The sequence below is a fragment of the Lysinibacillus sp. NPDC093692 genome, from assembly GCF_050280125.1.
GTDB lineage: Bacteria > Bacillota > Bacilli > Bacillales_A > Planococcaceae > Lysinibacillus.
In genome coordinates this window covers 182,137-202,454 of sequence record NZ_JBNNUW010000006.1, presented here as the reverse complement: position 1 = coordinate 202,454, position 20,318 = coordinate 182,137, and the positions used below count along the sequence as shown (strand labels likewise).

Here is a 20,318-nt window from a genome sequence, read left to right as displayed (position 1 = left end):
CCAATGTTTATCTACCCATCAGAAATTTCGAGATAGACTTCACACTTTTACAGCCAACTCGTTGCCCACAATTCGATATTGCGGATTGCTCCTTCTAGTGCCCAACCTTTATCCGTTAAAGAATATTCAACACGCACTGGTACTTCTGAATATACTTTTCTTTCAACAAGCCCTTCTTTTTCTAGCTCTTTTAAACGTTCGGATAATAAACGACCACTTACAGGTAATGCATTTTCAATCTCATTAAAGCGCTGTGGTCCATCTAATAATTGATATAAAATCAGCCCTGTCCAGCGTTTTCCAATTAAATCCATAGCTTTAGCTAAACGAGGACATAAATTTGACTCACTCATTTTTTTCACCTCTTATGTACTCTATTGTAACGATAATTTTTAAAAAAGTAAATTTGAAGTAACTTATTTACTACAAGTAATCTATTTACCTTTTCTTATTTGATTACTAAATGTAACTTGAAATGTTTTTTCATTTTTGGCATTATCTTTTGCTTTAACATCGTATCAAAGCTACTGATGGCATAAAAAATTAGCCACGGCTGCTCAATCAGAGCGTAGTCATGGTAGCTTATTATTTAATAAAAATGGCCACTTATTTCTATATAGATGCACATGATTTTATTATTATGACTATTCCCCTCTGTTAGAAGAAAAGTTACCGTACTGTAATGACTTTTAAGAAGCTTATTTTTTATATTTACAAAAATTTTATTTACGTCTACATATATTGAACAATTAGAAGATAAAAAGTTTGCTTTACATGGAAATTTAACTATTAAGGATCTAACAAAGCCCATCGATTGTTTTTACAACAGTATATACAGGGAACAGTGTAAATCCATGGGCGCAAGAAGAATGGATTCCTGATGAAGGCACAGATTGAATTTTATAATACTCTCCTAGAAACAGGTGGTGAATTGCCGTAGTGGATCTTGAAGTATTTCCTTTATAACAACTTCAAGCCAATATTTCGTAGAACGGAGGACTATGGTAGGGTTTGATGAATTCTCTTCAGGACACACTTTTATTTCAATGATGTTTTTTATCGTATTCGGTGTTATCGCATTTTCTATTATTAAAAGTACTTTACAATGGTCAAAAAACAACAATGAACCATTACTAACAGTACCCGCTAAAGCCGTAACAAAACGGTCTAATACTAGTGGAGGTTCTGGTAACTCTAGTGCACATACATCGTACTATGTCACGTTTGAAGTACAAAGTAGCGTTCGTCTAGAGATCAATTATGCCTCGGCATAATTGCGCCCGGAATCGGCTTTGTGCTTGCACAAAGAACTTCCTTCCGATTCTTTGACATCCGCCGGAGGCTTTAACTTATTTCAGCGGATGTTTGGACAACCGCTGAAATAAGTTAAAAATGAATGGTCGTGATTATGGACAGCTCACAGATGGTGACTTTGGCTTACTATCATTTCAAGGAACACGTTATCATGCATTTGAACGACAAAAAAGGAGAGCAGCGTTTAACAACGCCCTCTCCTTTTTAACATTTCATTATTACTTAATTAAATATTTACCAAAGCCGCCTTCAGTATCGCCTAAATATTCGATACTGCTACCTGCCGGAATGACTTTTTGTGCATCCTTTGCAGAATTGTAAATAACTTTTGTATTTGCTGGGAACGGTACAAATGACCAATTGTTATCCGCAGCAGGATTAATTGTTTTGTTTGTCATAATGTAGTCAATGACAGCTTGGCGATTTTCATAAGCATAGTTTGTTAAGTTAGAGCCATCTGCCTTTTTAAATGTAGCACCATAAGAACCACCAACACGGTAGTTGTTCGAAATGATAATAAATTCTTGTTTTAGATCGATTGGTTTACCGTTGTATTGCACGTTTTTAATACGATTTGCTTTTTCATCTAGTAAAATACCTCGACTATCATATTTCGCAGGTGATGTAACATCAATTTGATAAGTTAAGCCATCTAATACATCAAAATTGTAAGAACGTGCCTCTGGGTCAATAATATTTTGTTCTTTAGTTTGTTTTGGATCAATTGTTGCAAAAACACCAGCAGCCATTTCTAACCATTCAATAGCTTGCGCACCTGTTACTTTAATCGTTGCAAGCGTATTATCGTAATAATAGATGTCTGCCATATTTTTAATCGCTAGTGGACCTACAGGAATGTTTGTGTAATCTGCAGGGTTATTTCGAGATCCCGCTTTGAAAGGCGCACCAGCTGAAAGAAGCGGGATGTTTTCATCAGCAGTACCTTTTAATTCTTTTTCAATAAACCATTTTTGAGCTTGTGTCACAATTTGAATAGAAGGATCGTCTTGAACCATTGAGAAGTAGCTATGGATTGGTGCAGTTGTCTCACCAACAGGCTGACGAATATACTTTAACGTACCTTCATGCGCTTCTTTAATTACATTTAAAACTGTTTTAGATGGTTTTAGGCCTTCTTGTTTGATAGAACGGATAGAACCTTGTCCATCCTTCACAACCCATTTAGCGCCTTTTTGTTCTAGTTGTAAATCAATAACTCCAAGATAGCTACCATAGCTTCCTGCCATTACAGTTGGAACACCGTTAATTGTCCCTTTTTCTTGATCGACATTTTTCAGATTTTTATAGTCGCCTGGGAATGTCAAATGAGAGTGACCTGTAATTAAAGCATCGACACCTTTAATCTCAGAGATTTGGTACCCAACGTTTTCGTTACCTTTTTCGTAAGTATCTTCACCAATACCTGAATGTGAAAGTACTACAATTACGTCTGCACCTGCTTTTTGCATTTCTGGTACAACTTCTTTCACCGCTTCAACTGGTTCTTGCATTTCTACTTTGCCTGCTAAATGAATAGCATCCCATTCAACAATTTTCGTAGGTACAATCCCTGTAACACCCACTTTAAGCGTGTGCTTTTTACCTGTATTGTCTACTACCTCTTTATTAAGAATTACGTACGGTGTGTACATACGCTTTTTTGTTTTAGCGTCGTATGTGTTTGCATTTACGACTGGATATTTTGCATCATTTAATACTTCATCTAAAAACTTTAAACCATAGTTGAACTCGTGATTTCCTAAAGTTCCTCCATCATATTTCAGTGCATTTAGTGCTGCTATTGCTGGATGAACCTCACCTGGTTTCAAAGGATTCTCTAACGCTTTATAAGAGCCTAGTGGCGTTCCTTGAATTAAATCACCATTATCAAATAATAATGTATTTGGGTTCTCCTTACGAGCCTGTTCAATTAATGTAGCCGTGTTTGCTAGACCTACATCAGCTGATTCAGCATCTAAGAAATAATTGTAATTAGCAAGATTTGTATGAATATCTGTTGTTCCTAAAATTTGAAGATTTACTGTAGATGTTGATAATTTGTATTCGGCTACAAAGCGTTTAATAATACTTTGCATTTGCTCAGTTGTTACATAGGCACGCGGACGAATTGTGTTATCCCCAAAGCCTTGTAATAAGTTTGCTGCAACAGCATTTGCTAAATCTTGCTTATGTGCTTTAGCAATTTGATCCGCATCTTTAAACTTATCTAATACAGAAAGTGGTGCGTTATCTTTGGCTAATCCACGAGCAGAAATAACGAATGCTTGTTGTCGTGTCAATTTATCATTTGGACCAAACAACGTCGCCGTTTTACCTTTAATAAGATTCAGTTCCACTGCCTTTTCTACATACGGAGCTAACTCCTTAGAGATGTCAGTAAAGGCAGTTTTGGAACCATCCCCTAGCCCTACATTTAAGCTTTCTACTAATTCTTTCACGTAATCCCCGCGTGTCACATCGTTTGATGCAGCATTCGCAGATATTCCAAATGGTAATACCGCGAATAGAACGAGTAACATCGCTAAGAATTTAGTAATAAACTTTTTACCCATGGTAACAACCTCCTTATAAATCTAATATTTTCCTACGGTTTTTATTATATTATACTAATTAATAATTTAATTGAATAAATAGTCCCAATTGTATGTATTTTTAAACGAATAGCAAAACTCTTCTTCTGAAAATAATAGATTAATATCATTTATACAACCACATGTTAGTAAATGTAAATTCGAAGTACATGCAGAGTACCAATGGGTTAGACCTCCTTACCACTACCGTACCTCTATGAATAAAAAAAAGTTCTCTCAAATTAGAGAGAACTTTTTTTAAAAGAATTACTATATTTCCCTAATCAATACGCTAGAGAATAGTATTTATTATGCAGTTACAGTTTGTAAAGATTGAGCTACTTTTTTAACCGCTTCTAGGCCATTTGCAATAATTTCTTGCGCTTTATCTTGTGAAGCATTATGACCCTCAATGATAACCTCTTCGATAATTTCCATACCGAACATGCCAACAACATTTTTGATGTAGTTAACTGACATTTCCATTGGTTGTGCTTCAGGTGCAGAGTAGTAACCACCGCGAGCATTTAAAATAACTACTTTTTTGTCAGTCATTAAGCCTTCTAATTGACCGTTTTCATTATATTTAAATGTATAACCAGCCTGGAATACATAGTCAATGAAAGTTTGTAATTTCGCTGGGATTGTTAAGTTCCAAAGTGGGAAAGCAAATACGACAACATCAGCTGCAGTTAAAACATCCATAGCTTTTTGTTTTGCAGCTAAAAGACGTGATTCAATGTCAGTTAACGTTTCACCGTTTTGAACTTTACCAAAAGCATTGAAAAGATCTTGACCGAAATAAGGCATATCTTCTGCGAATACGTCAAAAGTCGTTACGTTGACACCTTGTACATTTTCCATAAATGTGTCGTACATTTTTGTTGAAATACCGTCTGGACGGTTGTTTGCTTTTACTACTAATACATTCATTATATAAATTCTCCCTTAAATTTCAAAGTTTAATATCTCGAATTCAAGATATATGAATATATTAAAAAACTTTGTGTAAAAAGTCAACGTTAGTATACTAAGACTTTTGACCGAAATGCGGATATTTCATAATATTCACACCATAACGAAGGGTTGATTTCCGTTCCGACTGGGTGCTTTGTAGCAGGATGTTGGTCACGAAGGCGTTATCACAGGACGTGATGCTCTTAGCATTAGTTCCTCTAAATCGCTAATCCCAAGGAGTTACCCAGTCGTAACGAAGGTCAATTTTTCCACATGATATGCGTTTTTGCACAGGTCATCCCTTTTTATAATTAGCTATTAAAGTATATATATTAGATATGAATAGACTTACTAATCTTATCAGCTCTTGATTTGCTCCAACAAAGTTAAAATTTACAGCTATCGTCCGTACAAACTCCACCGTCTCCTGAGCCTGCCATCTTTAATTCTGGTTGTAAGCCTTCTTCTTCGGCAACTTTACGTAAAGTTTCTTCAAATACTTCTTGAGGTTGTGCTCCAGAAATACCGTACTTACGATTTAATACAAAGAACGGTACCCCTCGTACGCCCAGTTGTAGCCCTTCTTGTATATCAGTCTCTACCTCTGTTTTAAAATCGTCGTTAGCAAGAACCTTTGCAACTTCTTCACGATTTAAACCTACTTGCTCGGCAATATCGATTAATACATCATCCTGACCAATTCGCTTTGCTTCAATAAAATAATTGTATAATAGTGCTTCAACAAGCGCTGAAACATCCCCTTGTTGTTCTGCCCATTTCACTAGCCGATGTGCTTTTAAAGTATTTTCTTCCATTGAATGATCAAAGTTATAATCTAGGCCAACTTCTTTTGCACGAGCCGCAACACCTTGCGTCATTTCTTTCGCTTTTTCTAGCGACATCCCATACTTTTTCGCCAATGCTTCATACGTAGACACATTTGTATCCACAGGTGTTGTTGGGTCAAGCTGATAGCTTTTATAAACGAGCTCTACCTGCCCTGCAAAACCAGTTTCCTCAATCGCTTGCTCTAATTGCTTTTTGCCAATATAACAAAACGGACATACATAATCTGACCAGATTTCAATTTTCATAGTTAGTCACGCTCCTTTTGCTACATTGTAGCGATAGTAATGATTACAAGGCAATTTTTATGCTTCATTGCATAATTTCTCAAATCAATCTACATACTGAACGTAAAAACAATGTGAGGGTTATGTATGACACAATCTCTTTGGCTCGGAACAATTGATCCCGTCTCCTTACCATCCCTTCCTGCATCAACAACTTGTGATGTATGTATTATTGGCGGAGGCTTGACGGGACTATATACAGCATATGTCTTAGCAAAATCAGGTGTAGATGTAGTCTTACTTGAGGCAAATTCCCATATCGGTCATGGTACGACTGGTCATTCAACAGGAAAACTAACTGCACAGCATAGCTTAGTTTATGCCAACCTTATTGAAAAACTTTCTGTAGATGAAGCGAGGCTTTATTATCAGCTCAATCAAATAGCTGTAGAAAAAGCATTACAGCTACTCCCTAAAGAAAGTATTCAACAAGTAGATTCATTGCTTTATTGCCAAACAAAAGAAGGCTACGCCCAATTATTAAAAGAATGGAATGCCTATAAAGTATTAAATATTAAGGCGAAAATCACTACTGACACAGAGCTTCCCTTTCCAATTACAAAAGCACTCAGCATGTCCCAGCAAGCACAAATTCATCCTGTAGAAGTGTGTAATTTCCTTGTAAAAGAAGCATTATCAATGGGCGCAAAAATCTATACAAATACCCGTGTTCAGCAATTAAACATACCACAAAATAGCTTACATACCGCAAATGACATGTCGGTTCAATACAACAAGCTTATTTTATGCTCACACTATCCAATCGAAGCCTTTAGAGGACTACATCTTTTCAAACTTTCTAACAGTCGCTCCTATATGGTTGCTGGTAAAATTACTGATACACTACAAGGTCAATACTTATGTGTAGATAATCCTACACGCTCTATTCGAACAGCTACCATTAACGATGAGCATTATTTAGTATTAGGTGGCGCTAATCATATTGCAGGTGAAACAACCAATACCCAGCCCTATTATGATGCTATTCAAAATGAAATGAAGGCTCACTTCGATCAGGATTCTATCTATCGCTGGTCTGCGCAGGACATCGAAACACCTGATATGGTCCCGTATGTTGGCAGGATTACACCGTCCTTGCCTAATGTTTTCATTGCAACTGGCTATCGAAAATGGGGCATTTCCAATTCTTTTGTAGCCGGAGATCTATTATCCTCCTTAATAACAGGTGCTGGGAATGAAGATGGCGCCATTCCTCTTTATTCACCAACACGTACGAAATTTGGTGCTCAATTTATGCAGATGCTAAAGGTAGGAGGTTTTGTAGCCAAAGAATTCCTAACAGGTTATGTGAAACATGCAAATACACCAACTTGCACGCATTTAGGTTGTAAAACAAAATGGAATGAAGCCGATGAAACTTGGGATTGCCCTTGTCACGGCTCTCGCTTTAATGCCAAAGGGGAAGTTCTTGAAGGTCCTGCTGTGCACCCTTTAAAGCTAGATTAATAAATGCGTTAAAACGCTCGTTTACATCAGCAAGCGTTGGAGAGCCCACAGCAAAAGCATTCCTATAATTTCCTTAACAATAAAAAAGAGGTTGCCTATTCCGAGGCAACCTCTTTTTCATTATTTCAATGCATCAGTTAAAACTGGGACGATTTGTTTTTTACGAGATACAACACCCGGTAAAAGAACGCGATTATTCACAAGCTCTGCGCCGAATCCTTTTGCTGCAGCCTCTGCTACTTGTCCAATTGCAACAGCAGTTGAATCATTGTTTAATATATCCGTTACAACAAAGAAGAATAAATCTAAACCATTTTCCGCTACATTTTTATTTAATAAATTTTCTAATTCCTCTTGGCGGCCAAGTACATCGTTAATGTCGACAGCATTTACTTGGGCCACTACAGATTTATATTCACCGAATTGGAATTCTTTCGCATCTAATGATAAAAGATCTTCTAATGATTTATCTGAAAGATCAGCACCTGCTTTAAGCATTGCTAATCCATATTCCGTGGCATCAACACCTGCAATTTTCGCTAGCTCTTCACCAGCTTGTACATCTTGCTCAGTGCAAGTTGGAGATTTGAATAATAATGTATCAGAAACGATGGCTGAAAACATTAAACCAGCAATGTTTGCAGGAACTGCTACGCCATGTTCTTTGAAGATTTTATTTAAAATCGTAGCCGTACAACCTACAGGTTCAGCTCGGTAGTATAGTGGGTCAGCTGTTTGGAAGTTTGCAATACGGTGATGATCAATCACTTCTGTAATTTGTACTTCTTCGATTCCGTCAGCAGATTGTTGGAATTCATTGTGGTCTACAAGGATTACCTTCTCCGCTTCTCCAGCTACTGATGAAATTAATCGAGGTGCCTCAAAGCCAAATTTATCTAAAGCAAATTGTGTTTCATTATTTACTTCACCAAGGCGTACCGCTTCAGCATCAACACCAATTTGCTGTTTTAAATATGCATATACAATAGCAGATGTAATTGTGTCTGTATCTGGATTTTTATGACCAAAAACTAAAACTTTACTCATTAAATTAATTCCTCCTAAATGGCAATAACATTTATAGTTTATTTTATCATACCTTATGAACAAACATGTTATAAAGTGAAAGTTTATCTATAAAGGGTCTACTGCCAATATACATCCAAAATCCCCCGTTTTAGGATAACCATACTATCATGTATTACTTACTTTTCCTATACATGCTAGAGTTAGGCTTTTTTAGTTCAGGAAAGAAGGCTAAACGCATGACGAAAAATACCTTTTTATAACATTTATAGATTATTATTAAATATAATATATTTATCTGTTAATAACACCCTATTTATAACATTTAATAATAAAAATACATAGTTTATAAAAAATATTTACTATAAATAGATATATAGTTGTGTTTTCGTATTTATGAAAACGTAATTTTATGCTATCATCAGGTAGTCTATATTTTTTAGGATATACAGGAAATGGGGATTACAATGACAAAGAAGATGGAAAAAAAGTATATTCCTTTAGCAAATTATTTTGAAGTAGCTTTACAACAAGAAATTACTTTATCATTTAGCGAACTCGAAAATATTATGGGACAAGCCTTGCCAAATGCAGCTTACTTAAATAGGAGCTGGTGGAAAAAAACAAAGCCCCCTCTCTCTCACTATTTGTCATGGACAAATGCAGGCTATTATGTCATGGATGTTAAGCTCGGTACCAGTGTAACTTTCTCGCGTACACAAATGAAGACTACGAGTAATGTTTCTACAAATGACGATAACCCACCTGCATACATAATTCGAGCAATTGAAGCATCTGACGCCCGATCATTTATTCATTTGCAAGAAGAAATTTTCCAACAAACTGACTTCATGTATAATATGGAAAACGAATTAGACCTTACAGTTCAACAACTTCGAAAAGATTTGGTCTATTGGAAACAATTGAAGAACCGTACGATTTTATGTTGTATAGTAAACGGCATTTTTGCTGGCTATGCCGTTATTCATGGATATAAACATTCTAAAGCTAAACATGTTGCATCAGTTCATCTAGCTGTTAAGGAGGAGCATCAGCGACAAGGTATCGGCTCAGCGCTGATGGAAGCAGTAGAACGTTGGTCTATACAGCGAGATATTTCACGCTTAGAAGTATCTGTCATGGAGCATAATGATTGTGCTTTAAATTTGTTCAAAAAATTAGGTTTTCAGCAAGAAGGCATCCGACAAAATGCCATTAAATTAAATGATACCTTTATTAACGAATATAGTTTAAGCAAAATTTTATAAGCTTCTTTTTCAAGGATGTCTAAAACTTATTTGGACATCTTTTTTTATGTGTAGCGTTGTAAAATGATTAGAAAACTTGCTTTTCTCTTACTGCATCTAAAAATAACAAATTATTTTCTACTTGTTCATAGGATTGTTGATATTTCTCATATTGTGCCTTGTCCTGGCTGACCATTTCTTCAATTAGCGCATGTAAAAAAGAGAACAATACTGGAATAACGTCCAATGTAGATTGCTTTTTTAGACCAAGTGTAAATAATGCACTTGCAAATTCCCGAATAGAAGAAAACGCAGAACCAGTAATGGCAATAATTCTTGCCTTTTTCTTCTTAGCAATTTCTACAATCGTTTGAATGTCATTTGAATGCTTGTCCCATGAAAAAACAATTAATGTCGTTTGTTCACTCATACTGTTAATTTGCTGTACAAGATCATCGGATTCTGAGCGAAGCTGTTTCACGTTTGGACGTAACGTTTTCATTGTATACGCTAACCAGTTTGCAATGGACGCAGCTTGACGAGTACCTAAAATATAAACGTTCTCTGCTTCGTGCATCCATTTAGAACTTTTTTGGAGCATATGATCATTTATCAAATGAATCGTATCTTGAATATTTTGTATATCACGTTGCATAACCTTACCAAAACTCGAAATATTAATCTTATTTGATGGATATGTAAGTTGAAGACTCTCATGACCATTTTGAGTCATTAAATAGCTTCTAATTTTGTCTTGTAGTTCTACATAGCCCGATAAATCCATCGCATAACAAAAACGAATCACTGTCGATTCACTAACATTTGCCTGTCTCCCTACTTCTGCTGCTCCATTACTAATTACAACTGTATGGTTATTCATTACAAACTGTGCAACTTTACGCTGTCCCTTCGACAGCCTAACAAATTTACTTTCTATTTCTTCATTAATACTCATTTCTAACAACCTTTCTTTCAATGAAATTATCACGAATGGAGATTGTTCCTACTGACTCTAAATTCGGTTAAAAATACAGTATCACGATTACAATCTGAATACAATGACTTTTCTGAAAAATCTTTAACACTTTAACTTGCTAATGTGGCAGTTTCATAAAATTGTTCTACCCTTAAGGTTTTTGATGAATTGATTCTAACAGATTTTTAAAAATATTTGAATAAAAATTAATATTCTCTAATTTTTATGTAATAAAATTATAAAAAATGTCTTGGACTAGACAATCGCCCATCCAAGACATGATTATTTTTTAATCTAATTCCATTTGTTTTGTTTCTTGTCCTAAGAAAATTACCCCAACAACTCCGATAATAATCGCTCCGCAGAAAATCGCGAAGATGAAGCCGATATCATAGCCTGCCGTTAATAAAATTCCTACTAACAAAGGGCCAAAAATACCACCGATACGGCCAACCGCTGCTGCCATTCCTGCACCTGTTCCACGAATAATTGCTGGATACTGCTCTGGTGTATAAGCATAGAGTGCACCCCATGCTCCTAAGTTAAAGAACGATAAAAACATTCCTGATGTTAATAGTACTACCATCGTTTCGGCATTACCAAAAATGAAAGCACTTACAGCTGTACCAATTAAATAGGAAATAAGTACAAACTTCCGTCCAAATTTTTCTATAAACCATGCAGCTGTAAAATAACCTGGTAGCTGTGCAAGCGTCATAATGAGAACATATTTAAAGCTCGTAATCATATCAAACCCTTTACTAACCATGACACTTGGTAGCCATAAAAACATACCGTAATACGAGAAAACAACCGTAAACCATAACACCCATAACATAAGTGTCGAGCGTACATATTTTTTCGACCATACTTCTTGAATATTTTGCACAACACTACGTTTTTTAGACTCTGCCTTTACTACAAATTGAGGTGAATCTGGTAAGTGCCAACGAAGATAAATTGCATATACTGCTGGAATTGCCGTTAACAATAAAGCAATACGCCATCCCCAGGTTGGAATAACAAAATACGAAATCAGTGCAGCGATTAACCACCCTGCTGCCCAGAAGCTTTCCAGTAAAACAACCACTCGCCCACGTTCTTTTGCTTCTACACTCTCAGAAACTAGCGTCGATGCGACTGGCAATTCGCCCCCTAGTCCCATGCCTACTAAAAAGCGTAGTGCCATAAAAGCAAATAATGTAGTTGTAAATGCCGATAAGCCACTTGCAATCGAAAATAAAACGAGCGTCCACATAAAAATTTGCTTACGTCCTACTTTATCGGCAAGCACACCGAATATAAGAGCTCCTACAGCCATCCCGATTGAATTGATGCTACCTATCCAACCAGCTTGACTTGGTGTTAATCCCCAATCAACTGCTAACGCAGCAATAACGAATGATAATATCCCTACATCCATAGCATCGAAAAGCCAGCCAACGCCTGCTACCCTTAAAAGCTTATTTCGAGAAATAGATTGTTGAACCTTATTTGTTGTAACAGTATTTGTCGTCATTTCAACCACCTGTCTTTACACTTGACTTTACATCGCTAGTTTACTATACAGTTATTTCAAGAAAGTGACAAGCAAAAATTCAAATTACCGAATTGTTTCGACAATTTCTCGAATTCTATTGAAAACATAGGGCCATTTGCGTTAAAATGTCTTTTATACAAAAACAACTGTTCTTCCTATAAGAACAAAAGGAGATCGTAACGTTATGTGGAAAGGCCTAATCGAGGAATATAAACAATTTTTACCCGTAACAGAAAGTACACCTGCTCTAACTTTAAACGAAGGCAATACGCCTCTTATACATTTAGTAAATTTATCTAAGAAACTTGGCATTGAACTTTACGGAAAGATCGAAGGTGCAAATCCAACAGGTTCATTTAAAGACCGTGGCATGGTGTTTGCCGTTGCTAAAGCAATTGAAGAAGGTAGCAAATGTGTTATTTGTGCTTCAACAGGTAACACTTCAGCTGCAGCGGCAGCTTATGCAACACGTGCTGGAATCCAATCCATAGTCGTGATCCCTAAAGGGAAAGTTGCCCTAGGTAAGCTAGCACAAGCGACAATGTATGGTGCAAAGATTATCGAAATCGACGGTAACTTTGATGATGCTTTAAACATCGTTCGTCAAGTAAGTGAAACAACTCCAGTGGCACTTGTAAACTCTGTAAATCCATACCGCATCGAGGGGCAAAAAACAGCATCATTTGAAATTGTAGATGCTTTAGGAGCCGCTCCAGATTATCTTTGTATCCCTGTTGGTAACGCAGGTAACATTACTGCGTATTGGAAGGGCTTTAAAGAATATGATGCAGAAAAGGGCTCTGGCTTACCTAAGATGTTTGGCTTTGAAGCTGAAGGTGCAGCAGCAATTGTAAACGGTGAACCTATTGCTAATCCTGAGACAGTGGCAACAGCTATTCGTATCGGTAATCCCGCAAGCTGGAAATTTGCAGAAGCAGCTCGCGATGAATCAGGTGGAATTATTGACTCGGTGACAGACGAAGAAATTTTAGCTGCTTACAAATTAATTGCAGGCACTGAAGGAATTTTTGTTGAGCCAGGTTCAGCTGCATCATTAGCAGGCGTTATTAAATCAGTTGAAAATGGCAAAATTGCGAAGGGCTCTAAAGTTGTTACGATTTTCACTGGTAATGGCTTAAAAGATCCTGATACTGCTATGAATATCTCGACTGTAGATGTTGTCTCACTTAAAAATGATGAGGAAGAAATTCGAAAATACATCGAGGGCGTACTATGAGTAACATGTGGCAAATCTCAGTTCCTGGGAGCACTGCCAATCTAGGCTCCGGCTTTGATTCAATAGGGCTTGGCTTGTCTCTTTACTTAAAGTTAACCGTGTCTTTACAGGATAGTTGGGAAATTATCCACCTCGATGATAATGGTCCTAAAGAGTTTGAGCTAGAAGAGCACTTACTATACGTGATTGCCAAAAAAATTGCAGACCAATACGGTAAGCAGCTACCCGCTTGCCGTGTTGAAATGGCAAGTGAACTCCCATTAGCCCGCGGTTTGGGGAGCAGTGCAGCTGTCATCGTTGCAGGAATTGAACTAGTTAACCAAGTATGTGATCTAGGCTTAACTGTTCAGGATAAACTCGATTTATCCTCACAAATCGAAGGGCATCCAGACAATGCAACAGCCTCGGTATTAGGAGGATTAACAATTTCCTCAATGGATGAAAATGGCGTTGTTGATACATTTCATGTTAATGATATAGAAACTTCCTTTGTTGTGTATGTACCAGATGTCGAACTAAAAACAAGTGAGGCTCGTTCTGTGTTACCAGAGCAATTTGACCGTGCATACGCAGTGAGAGCCTCTGCAAATGCAAATATGCTAGCAGCTTCATTAATGGTTCGTAATTATGAGCATGCAGGTCGTTATATGGAAGCTGATTTATTTCATGAACCTTTCCGTGCCCAATTAATCCCACAATATAAAGAAATCCGTGCATCCGCCAAGGCTAATGGGGCATTTGGAACAGCTTTAAGTGGGGCGGGACCAACAATGATTTCTATCATCCCTACAGCTATTGCGCATAATTTTGTAAATGCGATGAAAAATCAATTTCCAGAGCATCAAATTATCTTAACAAAAGCCGATGAACATGGTGTACAAGTGAAATTTAAACGTCTACTGCAAAAGTAGACGTTTTTTCTTGGAAGGGGGAAGTAGCTTGAAACCAATTATTTTCTGTGATTTTGATGGTACTATTACAGAAACAGATAATATCGTCTCACTAATGACTCAATTCGTTCCAGAGGAATCTGAAAAAATTGCTTCGGCAATGATGGAACAAACTATTACCTTTAAAGATGGCATTTCAGCAATGTTCGAGCTATTATCGACTAAACAAAAGGATGATGTTATCCACTATTTATTAGATACAGCCATTATACGTAAGGGCTTTGGTGATTTCGTTCGTTTTGCACAAGAGAAGCATATTCCGTTTTATATTGTTAGTGGAGGTGTAGACTTTTTCATTGAGCCACTGTTAGAAAAGTACGGTCCATTTTCTGGAATATATTGTAATAGTGCTGATTTTTCCGGACAGCAAATTAAACTCGTCTTTCCAAACGGCTGTGATGAAGAATGTACGAAATTTGAGACACAGGGCTGCGGTTGTTGCAAGCCAAGCGTTATGCGACAGGTTGCACAGGGCAATCATTTTAAAATCGTGATTGGAGATTCACTCTCTGATTTTGAGGCTGCCAAACAGGCAGATTTAGTACTTGCTAGGGATCATCTTATTAAACGCTGTAAAGACCTTCATCTTCCTTATGAGCCATTTGAAACATTCTATGATTGCTTAGAAATTGTAAAAAAGCTTATGGAAGCAGACAAGGCTGTTTCTTTATAAAAGGTTAAAGAAATAAGGGCGGTATGTTCAAAGATACCGCCCTTATTTCTATATAACAATAGGAGCCTTCTTAATTAGACGGCTCCCATTTCAATTTTATAATTTATTTTTTGCTTTAAAAATTCTCTTTCGACGTTCGTACCAAAAAACACAAATGACAAACCACGTATACCCCATACTCCATCCGGCCAATACATCAGAAGCAAAATGACGGGCTCCGGCAACTCGAGACAAACCAATAAGCACAGTTAAAACAACTGCCCCAAGCCAAAGTAATGCCTTACGTCCCCTGCTATTGTTCTCCGAAAAAACATAAGCAATTGTAAATAAATACAAGATACCGGTCATAGAATGTCCAGATGGAAAGCTAAAGGATGTTAATTGTTCTTCAATCTCCGGTCTTGGTCGTTGTACCCATTTTTTCAATAATTGATTAAGTACATTCCCACCTGCGATTGTTAACAAAACAAATAGTATGCCTCGGTTATTTTTCACCTTCCATGCTAAATACACTATTAAGACGATAGCGACAGATACTACAAATACCGGTTCTCCTATATAGTGAAAAAATTCTACAAAACGGTTACCGAAAAATAAATCAGCCATTTTTGTATCAAAAGTACTGATTATTTCACTTTGAAAAGTACCTCGTAACACAAAAAAGATAATGAGCGTTAATACCGCTAAAGGATAAGCCCATTTTTTCATTTATTACTTCACCTCAAAACTATATGCTACTATCATATTTTTCACATCATATCATATTTAAGCTTGCCTGAGGTAATTTGCTCTTTATCCCGCATTAAGGGGCAGTATAATTTACAAAATCAACTGCCCCTTAATGCCCGGTTTCTAACCTACCTTATTCCCTCTTTCTTGTGGTATGACAAAGGATCTTCCTTCTGCTTTATTAAAATAATTTGAGAGAGCTAATGCAACGACAAATAAGATTGCAACGATAGGTATTATTTTTCTAAACAAAATATGCACTTCCTCATTTTCGATTTGAATTATTTTAATAACACTGGATCGAATAACCAATCCTTCGGTCCAAAGTTTTTATCCTTCTCTCCTCTTACCTCACGGGATATATTATTTTTAATAATTAGTTCTCTAAACTTTCTACTGAACAAAGTTTTTCGGTATAAATATCTTCCGTCATGGCTCCATTCAGCCGAGAGGAATATATCGTTTTTTATATTGGTTAAGTCTTCGCGATGATAAATATCAGGACCATTGATTACCCCACTTAATCCGCAACGACATGGTGGCTGCTCTGTTGCAAAATACAATTTAACTCTTTCAGTGCTAGATTCAGGCAATACTTGTGTCGGTATAATTTGAAAAGCTTTCCGCTTCCCTTCTTTCGGTCCTTGATGGATAACCTCTAAAAGTTCAAAACCTTTAATATCTTCTTGTTTCATTAATGTCGCTAATTCCTGTGAAGCTACCCAATATCCGCTCACATGAACTAGATGACGATCTTTCATTTCCGTTGTATCTATCACTAATGGTGAAAGTTGTTCTTTTTCCATAAGTCCACAATGCTGGCAATGGGTGCTTATAGAAAATAAAGTTCCTTTATCATCTATAAACATATCAGGGGAGTTACCTGCCGAATTTAAGGTAAACAGTGAAGCTTGCTCATATTCGCTATCTGAAAAGTCAAAGTAAAAGCGTTCCCCAATAGAAACAATTCCTAATTCATGTTCCAATGATTTATATAGTGCCGCGACATGTTCGTATGTTACATCATCATTTAATGTAAAAATAGGATTAAATGATGCCTTTAAATTTCTCTTTCTTATTTCAGGCGCACCGACGAAAATACCATAGCGATTATAAACTTTAATGACTTGATCTTGACTAGATTCATCTATAGAAAATAAATTTTCAAGTTCTACTTTCAAAATACACGCCTACCTTTATATAAAGTTTTATGGTGAAGTATGTTGACTGGCTAGTAACTTTAAAAAAATCTACAATCTCTACTTTATTCTTAGATAACTAGGCTTTTATCGAAATCTTATATTATCGTATTACTTACTATAACAAATCTACTTAACCACGATTAACTTAAGCGTACCAGTACTTAGACCGATATTTCAACGTTGGATTTACGCCAATTTTTTGGCGGTCTTTGCCCCTATTTTTGGCGTGATTTGGCGGACATACAAAAACACCGCCAAAATTTGGCGGTGTTGCATAAAAAATATAGATAATCAGACTTATAGTTTAGGTATAATTAACTAAGTTAAATTACGGTATTTTAATACCACCTAAACTCTCCCTTTTTATTGAAAAATCTACCAGAAGGAATGATTATAACATACAGACAATCTATAGTAAATTCATTCTTTCTGCAAGATTCACAGCGTCTGTCCGTGAATCTACATTCAATAAAGAAAATAGCTGCGTTAAATATCTTTCAGTTGTTCGCTGAGGAATATTTAATTCTATGGCAATCGCTTTATTCGTATGTCCTTCTGCAATCAATCTTAAAATTTTCTTTTCTTTTTCATTTAAGTGTATATCAAGTTTTGCATCCTGCAATTTAAATTTATTATCGAGAAAATCCAAGAAATTTTGAGGTAACACAATTTCACCATTTGCAATGGCTCGAACAGTTCGTAAAATTTGCTCCTTAGACGCTGTTTTAGCTAAAATCCCTTCTATTTTCCGCTCTAAAATAAGTGGATAATAATCAGTAATATCATCACCAGTATAAAGGATAATTGAAGCATTTGACTGGATAGCTTTAATGTTACGTGCTAAATGTATACCATTCTCTAATGGCATATTTATATCAATTAAGTAGATATCATACGGTTTGTTTTTAATTCTCTGTATGACATGAGTCGCATCGCTTTCTGTATCAACTATAATATCTTCGTTTTCTTGAAATAAATTTTTCGTTCCCTCTAACACAATAGGGTGATCATCCACTATAAGCATCGTAATCAAGTGTATCACTTCCTTCTTTTACTGTAATTCTAATAAACATTCCTTCATTAACCTGTGAATCGATGTAAAACTGTCCGTTAAAGGCCTTTACACGCTCTTGCATACCTTGAATTCCCATTGACTCTCCGACAGTAATATCATCAACATTACAGCCTAACCCATCATCCTTATAGATGATTTCAAAACCATCGTCCATTTCCTGTAAACGTATTTCAACTGTTGTTGCATAGGAATGTTTTAAAGCATTGTTGAGTAATTCTTGAAATAGTCGATAAATCATTAAATTCATACGCTCATCCTCTAAATAAAGGCGATCTATCGTATAAATTAATTCAAAACTAGCTCTTTCTATTACTTTACGAATTAACTTTTCTAACGCAGCGTTTAGCCCTAATGTATCTAATAATGGAGGTTTTAAATTTTCGCAATAAGCCCTTAAATCATGTAAAGATGTAATCATCTGCTGATGAATTTTATCAAGTTTTTGCTGGATATCAGTTGTATCCTTCGCATTGACTAGGACATCAACCTCTCGGGCAATATGGAGCTGCTCTTGCAAATTGGTATCATGTAATTCTTGAGCTAATTGATATTTTTCCTCTTCAAATCTTAACCATAATAATTTGCTTAACCAAGGTAATTGACTATCATCTGCTTGCCTCATATGCCTTAGTTCCTCTAACAGCTCTTCTACCATCTTTGTATTTTCAATAAAATTATTTACATATAATAAAAGCAATTCAAGCCATAGAAGCTCTTCATCTTTTAAATGAATCGAATTTTTATGTTCCAATACTAAGGCTCTTTTATAATGAGCATCTTGATGGAGGAAGGCTAAGTAGACTTTGTCGATTCTCCGTATTTCTCCTAGTTTCAAATCCTCTATTAGCGCTGGATTAATTGAAAGCCTTCCCTCAACCGTTGAAGTAAATTGACTTGTGTCATAGTTATAAGTTAATACAAATACATTCTCTAACTCAAGATGTAATGAAACCTCTTGTGCAAACTTCTTTAGAAGCTCATCTATTTTAATCGTTTTACCAATCCTATCGACAGCCGTGTATAGCTGATGTATATAATCCCCTTTTGTCGAAAATAAAATTTTTCGTTTTCGATAATCTACCTTCTCTTTTATGTAAAAAAGGACAACTAACGATGTAAAAGTAAAGAGAGAAACACCTGATATTACGGGTATAGTTAAATATTTTCCTGCAATGCAATACAAACCAACTATAAACCATAAAGTAAATATTAATGCAAAGATTCCATAATAACGAAGTCTTGTAATATGGTATTCAATATCAAATAATCGTTCTGCTACCTGTGTAAAGATAAAGCTAAATGGAATAAGTAATAAAAATAAAGAGCTGACTTCACCTGAAAGAATATACGTATCAAAAAAAATGCTAGGGAGTGCATATAAAAAAAGGAATGGCAAAAACGGTATCATTATACTACTTAACAATACTTTCAACTGAGGTGATTTGTATTTGAAATAGCTTAGTAATAAAATACTAAGAATAATAATAAGGAGAATGAAGAAAAGGACTAACACTACGTCAGAAAGTAAAATGTAATAAGCAGGATAGAAAGTGCAAATGCAGCCCAGTGAAAAAGCGATTACAGGGAATACATAAAAGTATTTGATATTGTTTGTAAACAGCCAATTTATTTTTACAAATGAATAATAATCTCTTAAAAAATGTAATAATATAGCTAAACACAATACCATACTACTACGATTTACTATTATCCCAATTCCATTCACTCTACTAGATACTCCGCTGCTTACATAAGCCAATGAAACAGTTAACATAAAAAAAATAAGTAAGTTAGTAAGCTTTATACTTTTTTGATTGAAATATATATATATGGTAATGAATAGAGTTAGTAAATAATAACAAAATGGAAATAGTAATAAATAGTAAAATTGGTGAGGGATATCTGAATGGTTAATATGTATATCTTTTATTTCTCCATTTGGCTTCATTATGGTTATTTTATCAGCAGTTACTATCATAGATTTATATTTCAATTGATGTAGATGATCCATCGGCACATCATCTACTCTTAAAATAACATCAGATGGTGAAATATTTCTCCATCCCGCCCAGTCTTTGTAAAAAGGTTGCGTTACTCCCCACTCGCCATTCTCTTTTTCTATCTCAATTTCTAATAATGGCCCGCTATAACCCACATATATCAGATAAGAACCAATCATTAAATAGAGCATTATAGCAGGC

Annotated in this window: 17 protein-coding genes; 6 read left to right on the top strand and 11 right to left on the bottom strand. The window is 35.8% G+C overall.

Annotated elements, in window-relative coordinates:
* Positions 1–47 precede the first annotated feature (47 nt).
* The gene (locus ACQKN4_RS09185) at positions 48–353 is read right to left on the bottom strand and encodes a winged helix-turn-helix transcriptional regulator (protein WP_079562509.1); all 306 of its coding nucleotides are present in this window, start codon (positions 351–353) and stop codon (positions 48–50) included.
* Positions 354–1,046: 693 nt separating this feature from the next.
* On the opposite strand from ACQKN4_RS09185, the gene ACQKN4_RS09180 reads away from it, so the two are divergent.
* Complete coding sequence (locus ACQKN4_RS09180) at positions 1,047–1,274, top strand: DUF2500 domain-containing protein (RefSeq protein WP_427483473.1); 228 nt, start codon at positions 1,047–1,049, stop codon at positions 1,272–1,274.
* A gap of 258 nt (positions 1,275–1,532) precedes the next feature.
* On the opposite strand, the gene ACQKN4_RS09175 is transcribed toward ACQKN4_RS09180, so the two are convergent.
* From ACQKN4_RS09175 to ACQKN4_RS09165, 3 genes are all read right to left on the bottom strand, one after another.
* Positions 1,533–3,887 carry a bifunctional 2',3'-cyclic-nucleotide 2'-phosphodiesterase/3'-nucleotidase gene (locus tag ACQKN4_RS09175; RefSeq protein WP_427483471.1) on the bottom strand — a complete coding sequence of 785 codons (2,355 nt, stop codon included), beginning with the start codon at positions 3,885–3,887 and terminating at the stop codon, positions 1,533–1,535.
* A gap of 327 nt (positions 3,888–4,214) precedes the next feature.
* The gene (locus tag ACQKN4_RS09170; RefSeq protein ID WP_079562506.1) at positions 4,215–4,838 is read right to left on the bottom strand and encodes an FMN-dependent NADH-azoreductase; all 624 of its coding nucleotides are present in this window, start codon (positions 4,836–4,838) and stop codon (positions 4,215–4,217) included.
* A gap of 410 nt (positions 4,839–5,248) precedes the next feature.
* Complete coding sequence (locus ACQKN4_RS09165; RefSeq protein ID WP_427483469.1) at positions 5,249–5,956, bottom strand: DsbA family oxidoreductase; 708 nt, start codon at positions 5,954–5,956, stop codon at positions 5,249–5,251.
* A gap of 126 nt (positions 5,957–6,082) precedes the next feature.
* Here ACQKN4_RS09165 and ACQKN4_RS09160 point away from each other — a divergent pair, with 126 nt between their 5' ends.
* The gene (locus ACQKN4_RS09160; RefSeq protein ID WP_427483467.1) at positions 6,083–7,462 is read left to right on the top strand and encodes an FAD-dependent oxidoreductase; all 1,380 of its coding nucleotides are present in this window, start codon (positions 6,083–6,085) and stop codon (positions 7,460–7,462) included.
* 120 nt (positions 7,463–7,582) lie between these two features.
* Here the strand turns inward: ACQKN4_RS09160 and ACQKN4_RS09155 are convergent, their stop codons facing one another.
* Complete coding sequence (locus ACQKN4_RS09155) at positions 7,583–8,509, bottom strand: manganese-dependent inorganic pyrophosphatase (protein WP_427483465.1); 927 nt, start codon at positions 8,507–8,509, stop codon at positions 7,583–7,585.
* 446 nt (positions 8,510–8,955) lie between these two features.
* Between ACQKN4_RS09155 and ACQKN4_RS09150 the strand changes: the two genes are divergently transcribed.
* Positions 8,956–9,756 carry a GNAT family N-acetyltransferase gene (locus tag ACQKN4_RS09150; protein WP_240518317.1) on the top strand — a complete coding sequence of 267 codons (801 nt, stop codon included), beginning with the start codon at positions 8,956–8,958 and terminating at the stop codon, positions 9,754–9,756.
* 67 nt (positions 9,757–9,823) lie between these two features.
* Here ACQKN4_RS09150 and ACQKN4_RS09145 read toward each other — a convergent pair whose 3' ends face one another.
* Entirely contained in the window at positions 9,824–10,690 is an 867-nt protein-coding gene (locus ACQKN4_RS09145; protein WP_427483463.1) for a MurR/RpiR family transcriptional regulator, read from the bottom strand.
* A gap of 310 nt (positions 10,691–11,000) precedes the next feature.
* Positions 11,001–12,230 carry an MFS transporter gene (locus ACQKN4_RS09140; RefSeq protein ID WP_079562500.1) on the bottom strand — a complete coding sequence of 410 codons (1,230 nt, stop codon included), beginning with the start codon at positions 12,228–12,230 and terminating at the stop codon, positions 11,001–11,003.
* 205 nt (positions 12,231–12,435) lie between these two features.
* On the opposite strand from ACQKN4_RS09140, the gene thrC reads away from it, so the two are divergent.
* Genes thrC through ACQKN4_RS09125 form a run of 3 tightly spaced genes read left to right on the top strand, consistent with a single transcriptional unit; the run spans position 12,436 to position 15,111 of the window.
* On the top strand, positions 12,436–13,488 hold the full coding sequence (gene thrC, locus ACQKN4_RS09135) for a threonine synthase (RefSeq protein WP_427483461.1): 1,053 nt from the start codon (positions 12,436–12,438) through the stop codon (positions 13,486–13,488).
* Positions 13,485–14,399, top strand: a complete 915-nt coding sequence (thrB, locus tag ACQKN4_RS09130; protein WP_427483459.1) for a homoserine kinase — start codon at positions 13,485–13,487, stop codon at positions 14,397–14,399. The genes thrC and thrB overlap by 4 nt, the downstream gene beginning before the upstream one ends.
* Before the next feature lie 28 nt (positions 14,400–14,427).
* Positions 14,428–15,111 carry an MtnX-like HAD-IB family phosphatase gene (locus ACQKN4_RS09125; RefSeq protein ID WP_427483457.1) on the top strand — a complete coding sequence of 228 codons (684 nt, stop codon included), beginning with the start codon at positions 14,428–14,430 and terminating at the stop codon, positions 15,109–15,111.
* A 96-nt stretch (positions 15,112–15,207) separates the two neighbouring features.
* Here ACQKN4_RS09125 and ACQKN4_RS09120 read toward each other — a convergent pair whose 3' ends face one another.
* The 4 genes from ACQKN4_RS09120 to ACQKN4_RS09105 form a co-directional block, all read right to left on the bottom strand.
* Positions 15,208–15,819 carry a phosphatase PAP2 family protein gene (locus tag ACQKN4_RS09120; protein ID WP_079562496.1) on the bottom strand — a complete coding sequence of 204 codons (612 nt, stop codon included), beginning with the start codon at positions 15,817–15,819 and terminating at the stop codon, positions 15,208–15,210.
* A 302-nt stretch (positions 15,820–16,121) separates the two neighbouring features.
* Complete coding sequence (locus ACQKN4_RS09115; RefSeq protein ID WP_427483456.1) at positions 16,122–17,021, bottom strand: hypothetical protein; 900 nt, start codon at positions 17,019–17,021, stop codon at positions 16,122–16,124.
* A gap of 430 nt (positions 17,022–17,451) precedes the next feature.
* On the bottom strand, positions 17,452–18,066 hold the full coding sequence (locus ACQKN4_RS09110) for a response regulator transcription factor (protein WP_240518319.1): 615 nt from the start codon (positions 18,064–18,066) through the stop codon (positions 17,452–17,454).
* On the bottom strand, positions 18,050–20,296 hold the full coding sequence (locus ACQKN4_RS09105; RefSeq protein WP_427483511.1) for a sensor histidine kinase: 2,247 nt from the start codon (positions 20,294–20,296) through the stop codon (positions 18,050–18,052). The genes ACQKN4_RS09110 and ACQKN4_RS09105 overlap by 17 nt, the downstream gene beginning before the upstream one ends.
* Positions 20,297–20,318: the final 22 nt, after the last annotated feature.

Coding starts and splice junctions, on each gene's coding strand:
- ACQKN4_RS09185 (WP_079562509.1), bottom strand. CDS start 353: ATGAGTGAGTCAAATTTATGTCCTCGTTTAGCTAAAGCTATGGATTTA.
- ACQKN4_RS09180 (WP_427483473.1), top strand. CDS start 1,047: ATGATGTTTTTTATCGTATTCGGTGTTATCGCATTTTCTATTATTAAA.
- ACQKN4_RS09175 (WP_427483471.1), bottom strand. CDS start 3,887: ATGGGTAAAAAGTTTATTACTAAATTCTTAGCGATGTTACTCGTTCTA.
- ACQKN4_RS09170 (WP_079562506.1), bottom strand. CDS start 4,838: ATGAATGTATTAGTAGTAAAAGCAAACAACCGTCCAGACGGTATTTCA.
- ACQKN4_RS09165 (WP_427483469.1), bottom strand. CDS start 5,956: ATGAAAATTGAAATCTGGTCAGATTATGTATGTCCGTTTTGTTATATT.
- ACQKN4_RS09160 (WP_427483467.1), top strand. CDS start 6,083: ATGACACAATCTCTTTGGCTCGGAACAATTGATCCCGTCTCCTTACCA.
- ACQKN4_RS09155 (WP_427483465.1), bottom strand. CDS start 8,509: ATGAGTAAAGTTTTAGTTTTTGGTCATAAAAATCCAGATACAGACACA.
- ACQKN4_RS09150 (WP_240518317.1), top strand. CDS start 8,956: ATGACAAAGAAGATGGAAAAAAAGTATATTCCTTTAGCAAATTATTTT.
- ACQKN4_RS09145 (WP_427483463.1), bottom strand. CDS start 10,690: ATGAGTATTAATGAAGAAATAGAAAGTAAATTTGTTAGGCTGTCGAAG.
- ACQKN4_RS09140 (WP_079562500.1), bottom strand. CDS start 12,230: ATGACGACAAATACTGTTACAACAAATAAGGTTCAACAATCTATTTCT.
- thrC (WP_427483461.1), top strand. CDS start 12,436: ATGTGGAAAGGCCTAATCGAGGAATATAAACAATTTTTACCCGTAACA.
- thrB (WP_427483459.1), top strand. CDS start 13,485: ATGAGTAACATGTGGCAAATCTCAGTTCCTGGGAGCACTGCCAATCTA.
- ACQKN4_RS09120 (WP_079562496.1), bottom strand. CDS start 15,819: ATGAAAAAATGGGCTTATCCTTTAGCGGTATTAACGCTCATTATCTTT.
- ACQKN4_RS09110 (WP_240518319.1), bottom strand. CDS start 18,066: ATGCTTATAGTGGATGATCACCCTATTGTGTTAGAGGGAACGAAAAAT.
- ACQKN4_RS09105 (WP_427483511.1), bottom strand. CDS start 20,296: ATGATTGGTTCTTATCTGATATATGTGGGTTATAGCGGGCCATTATTA.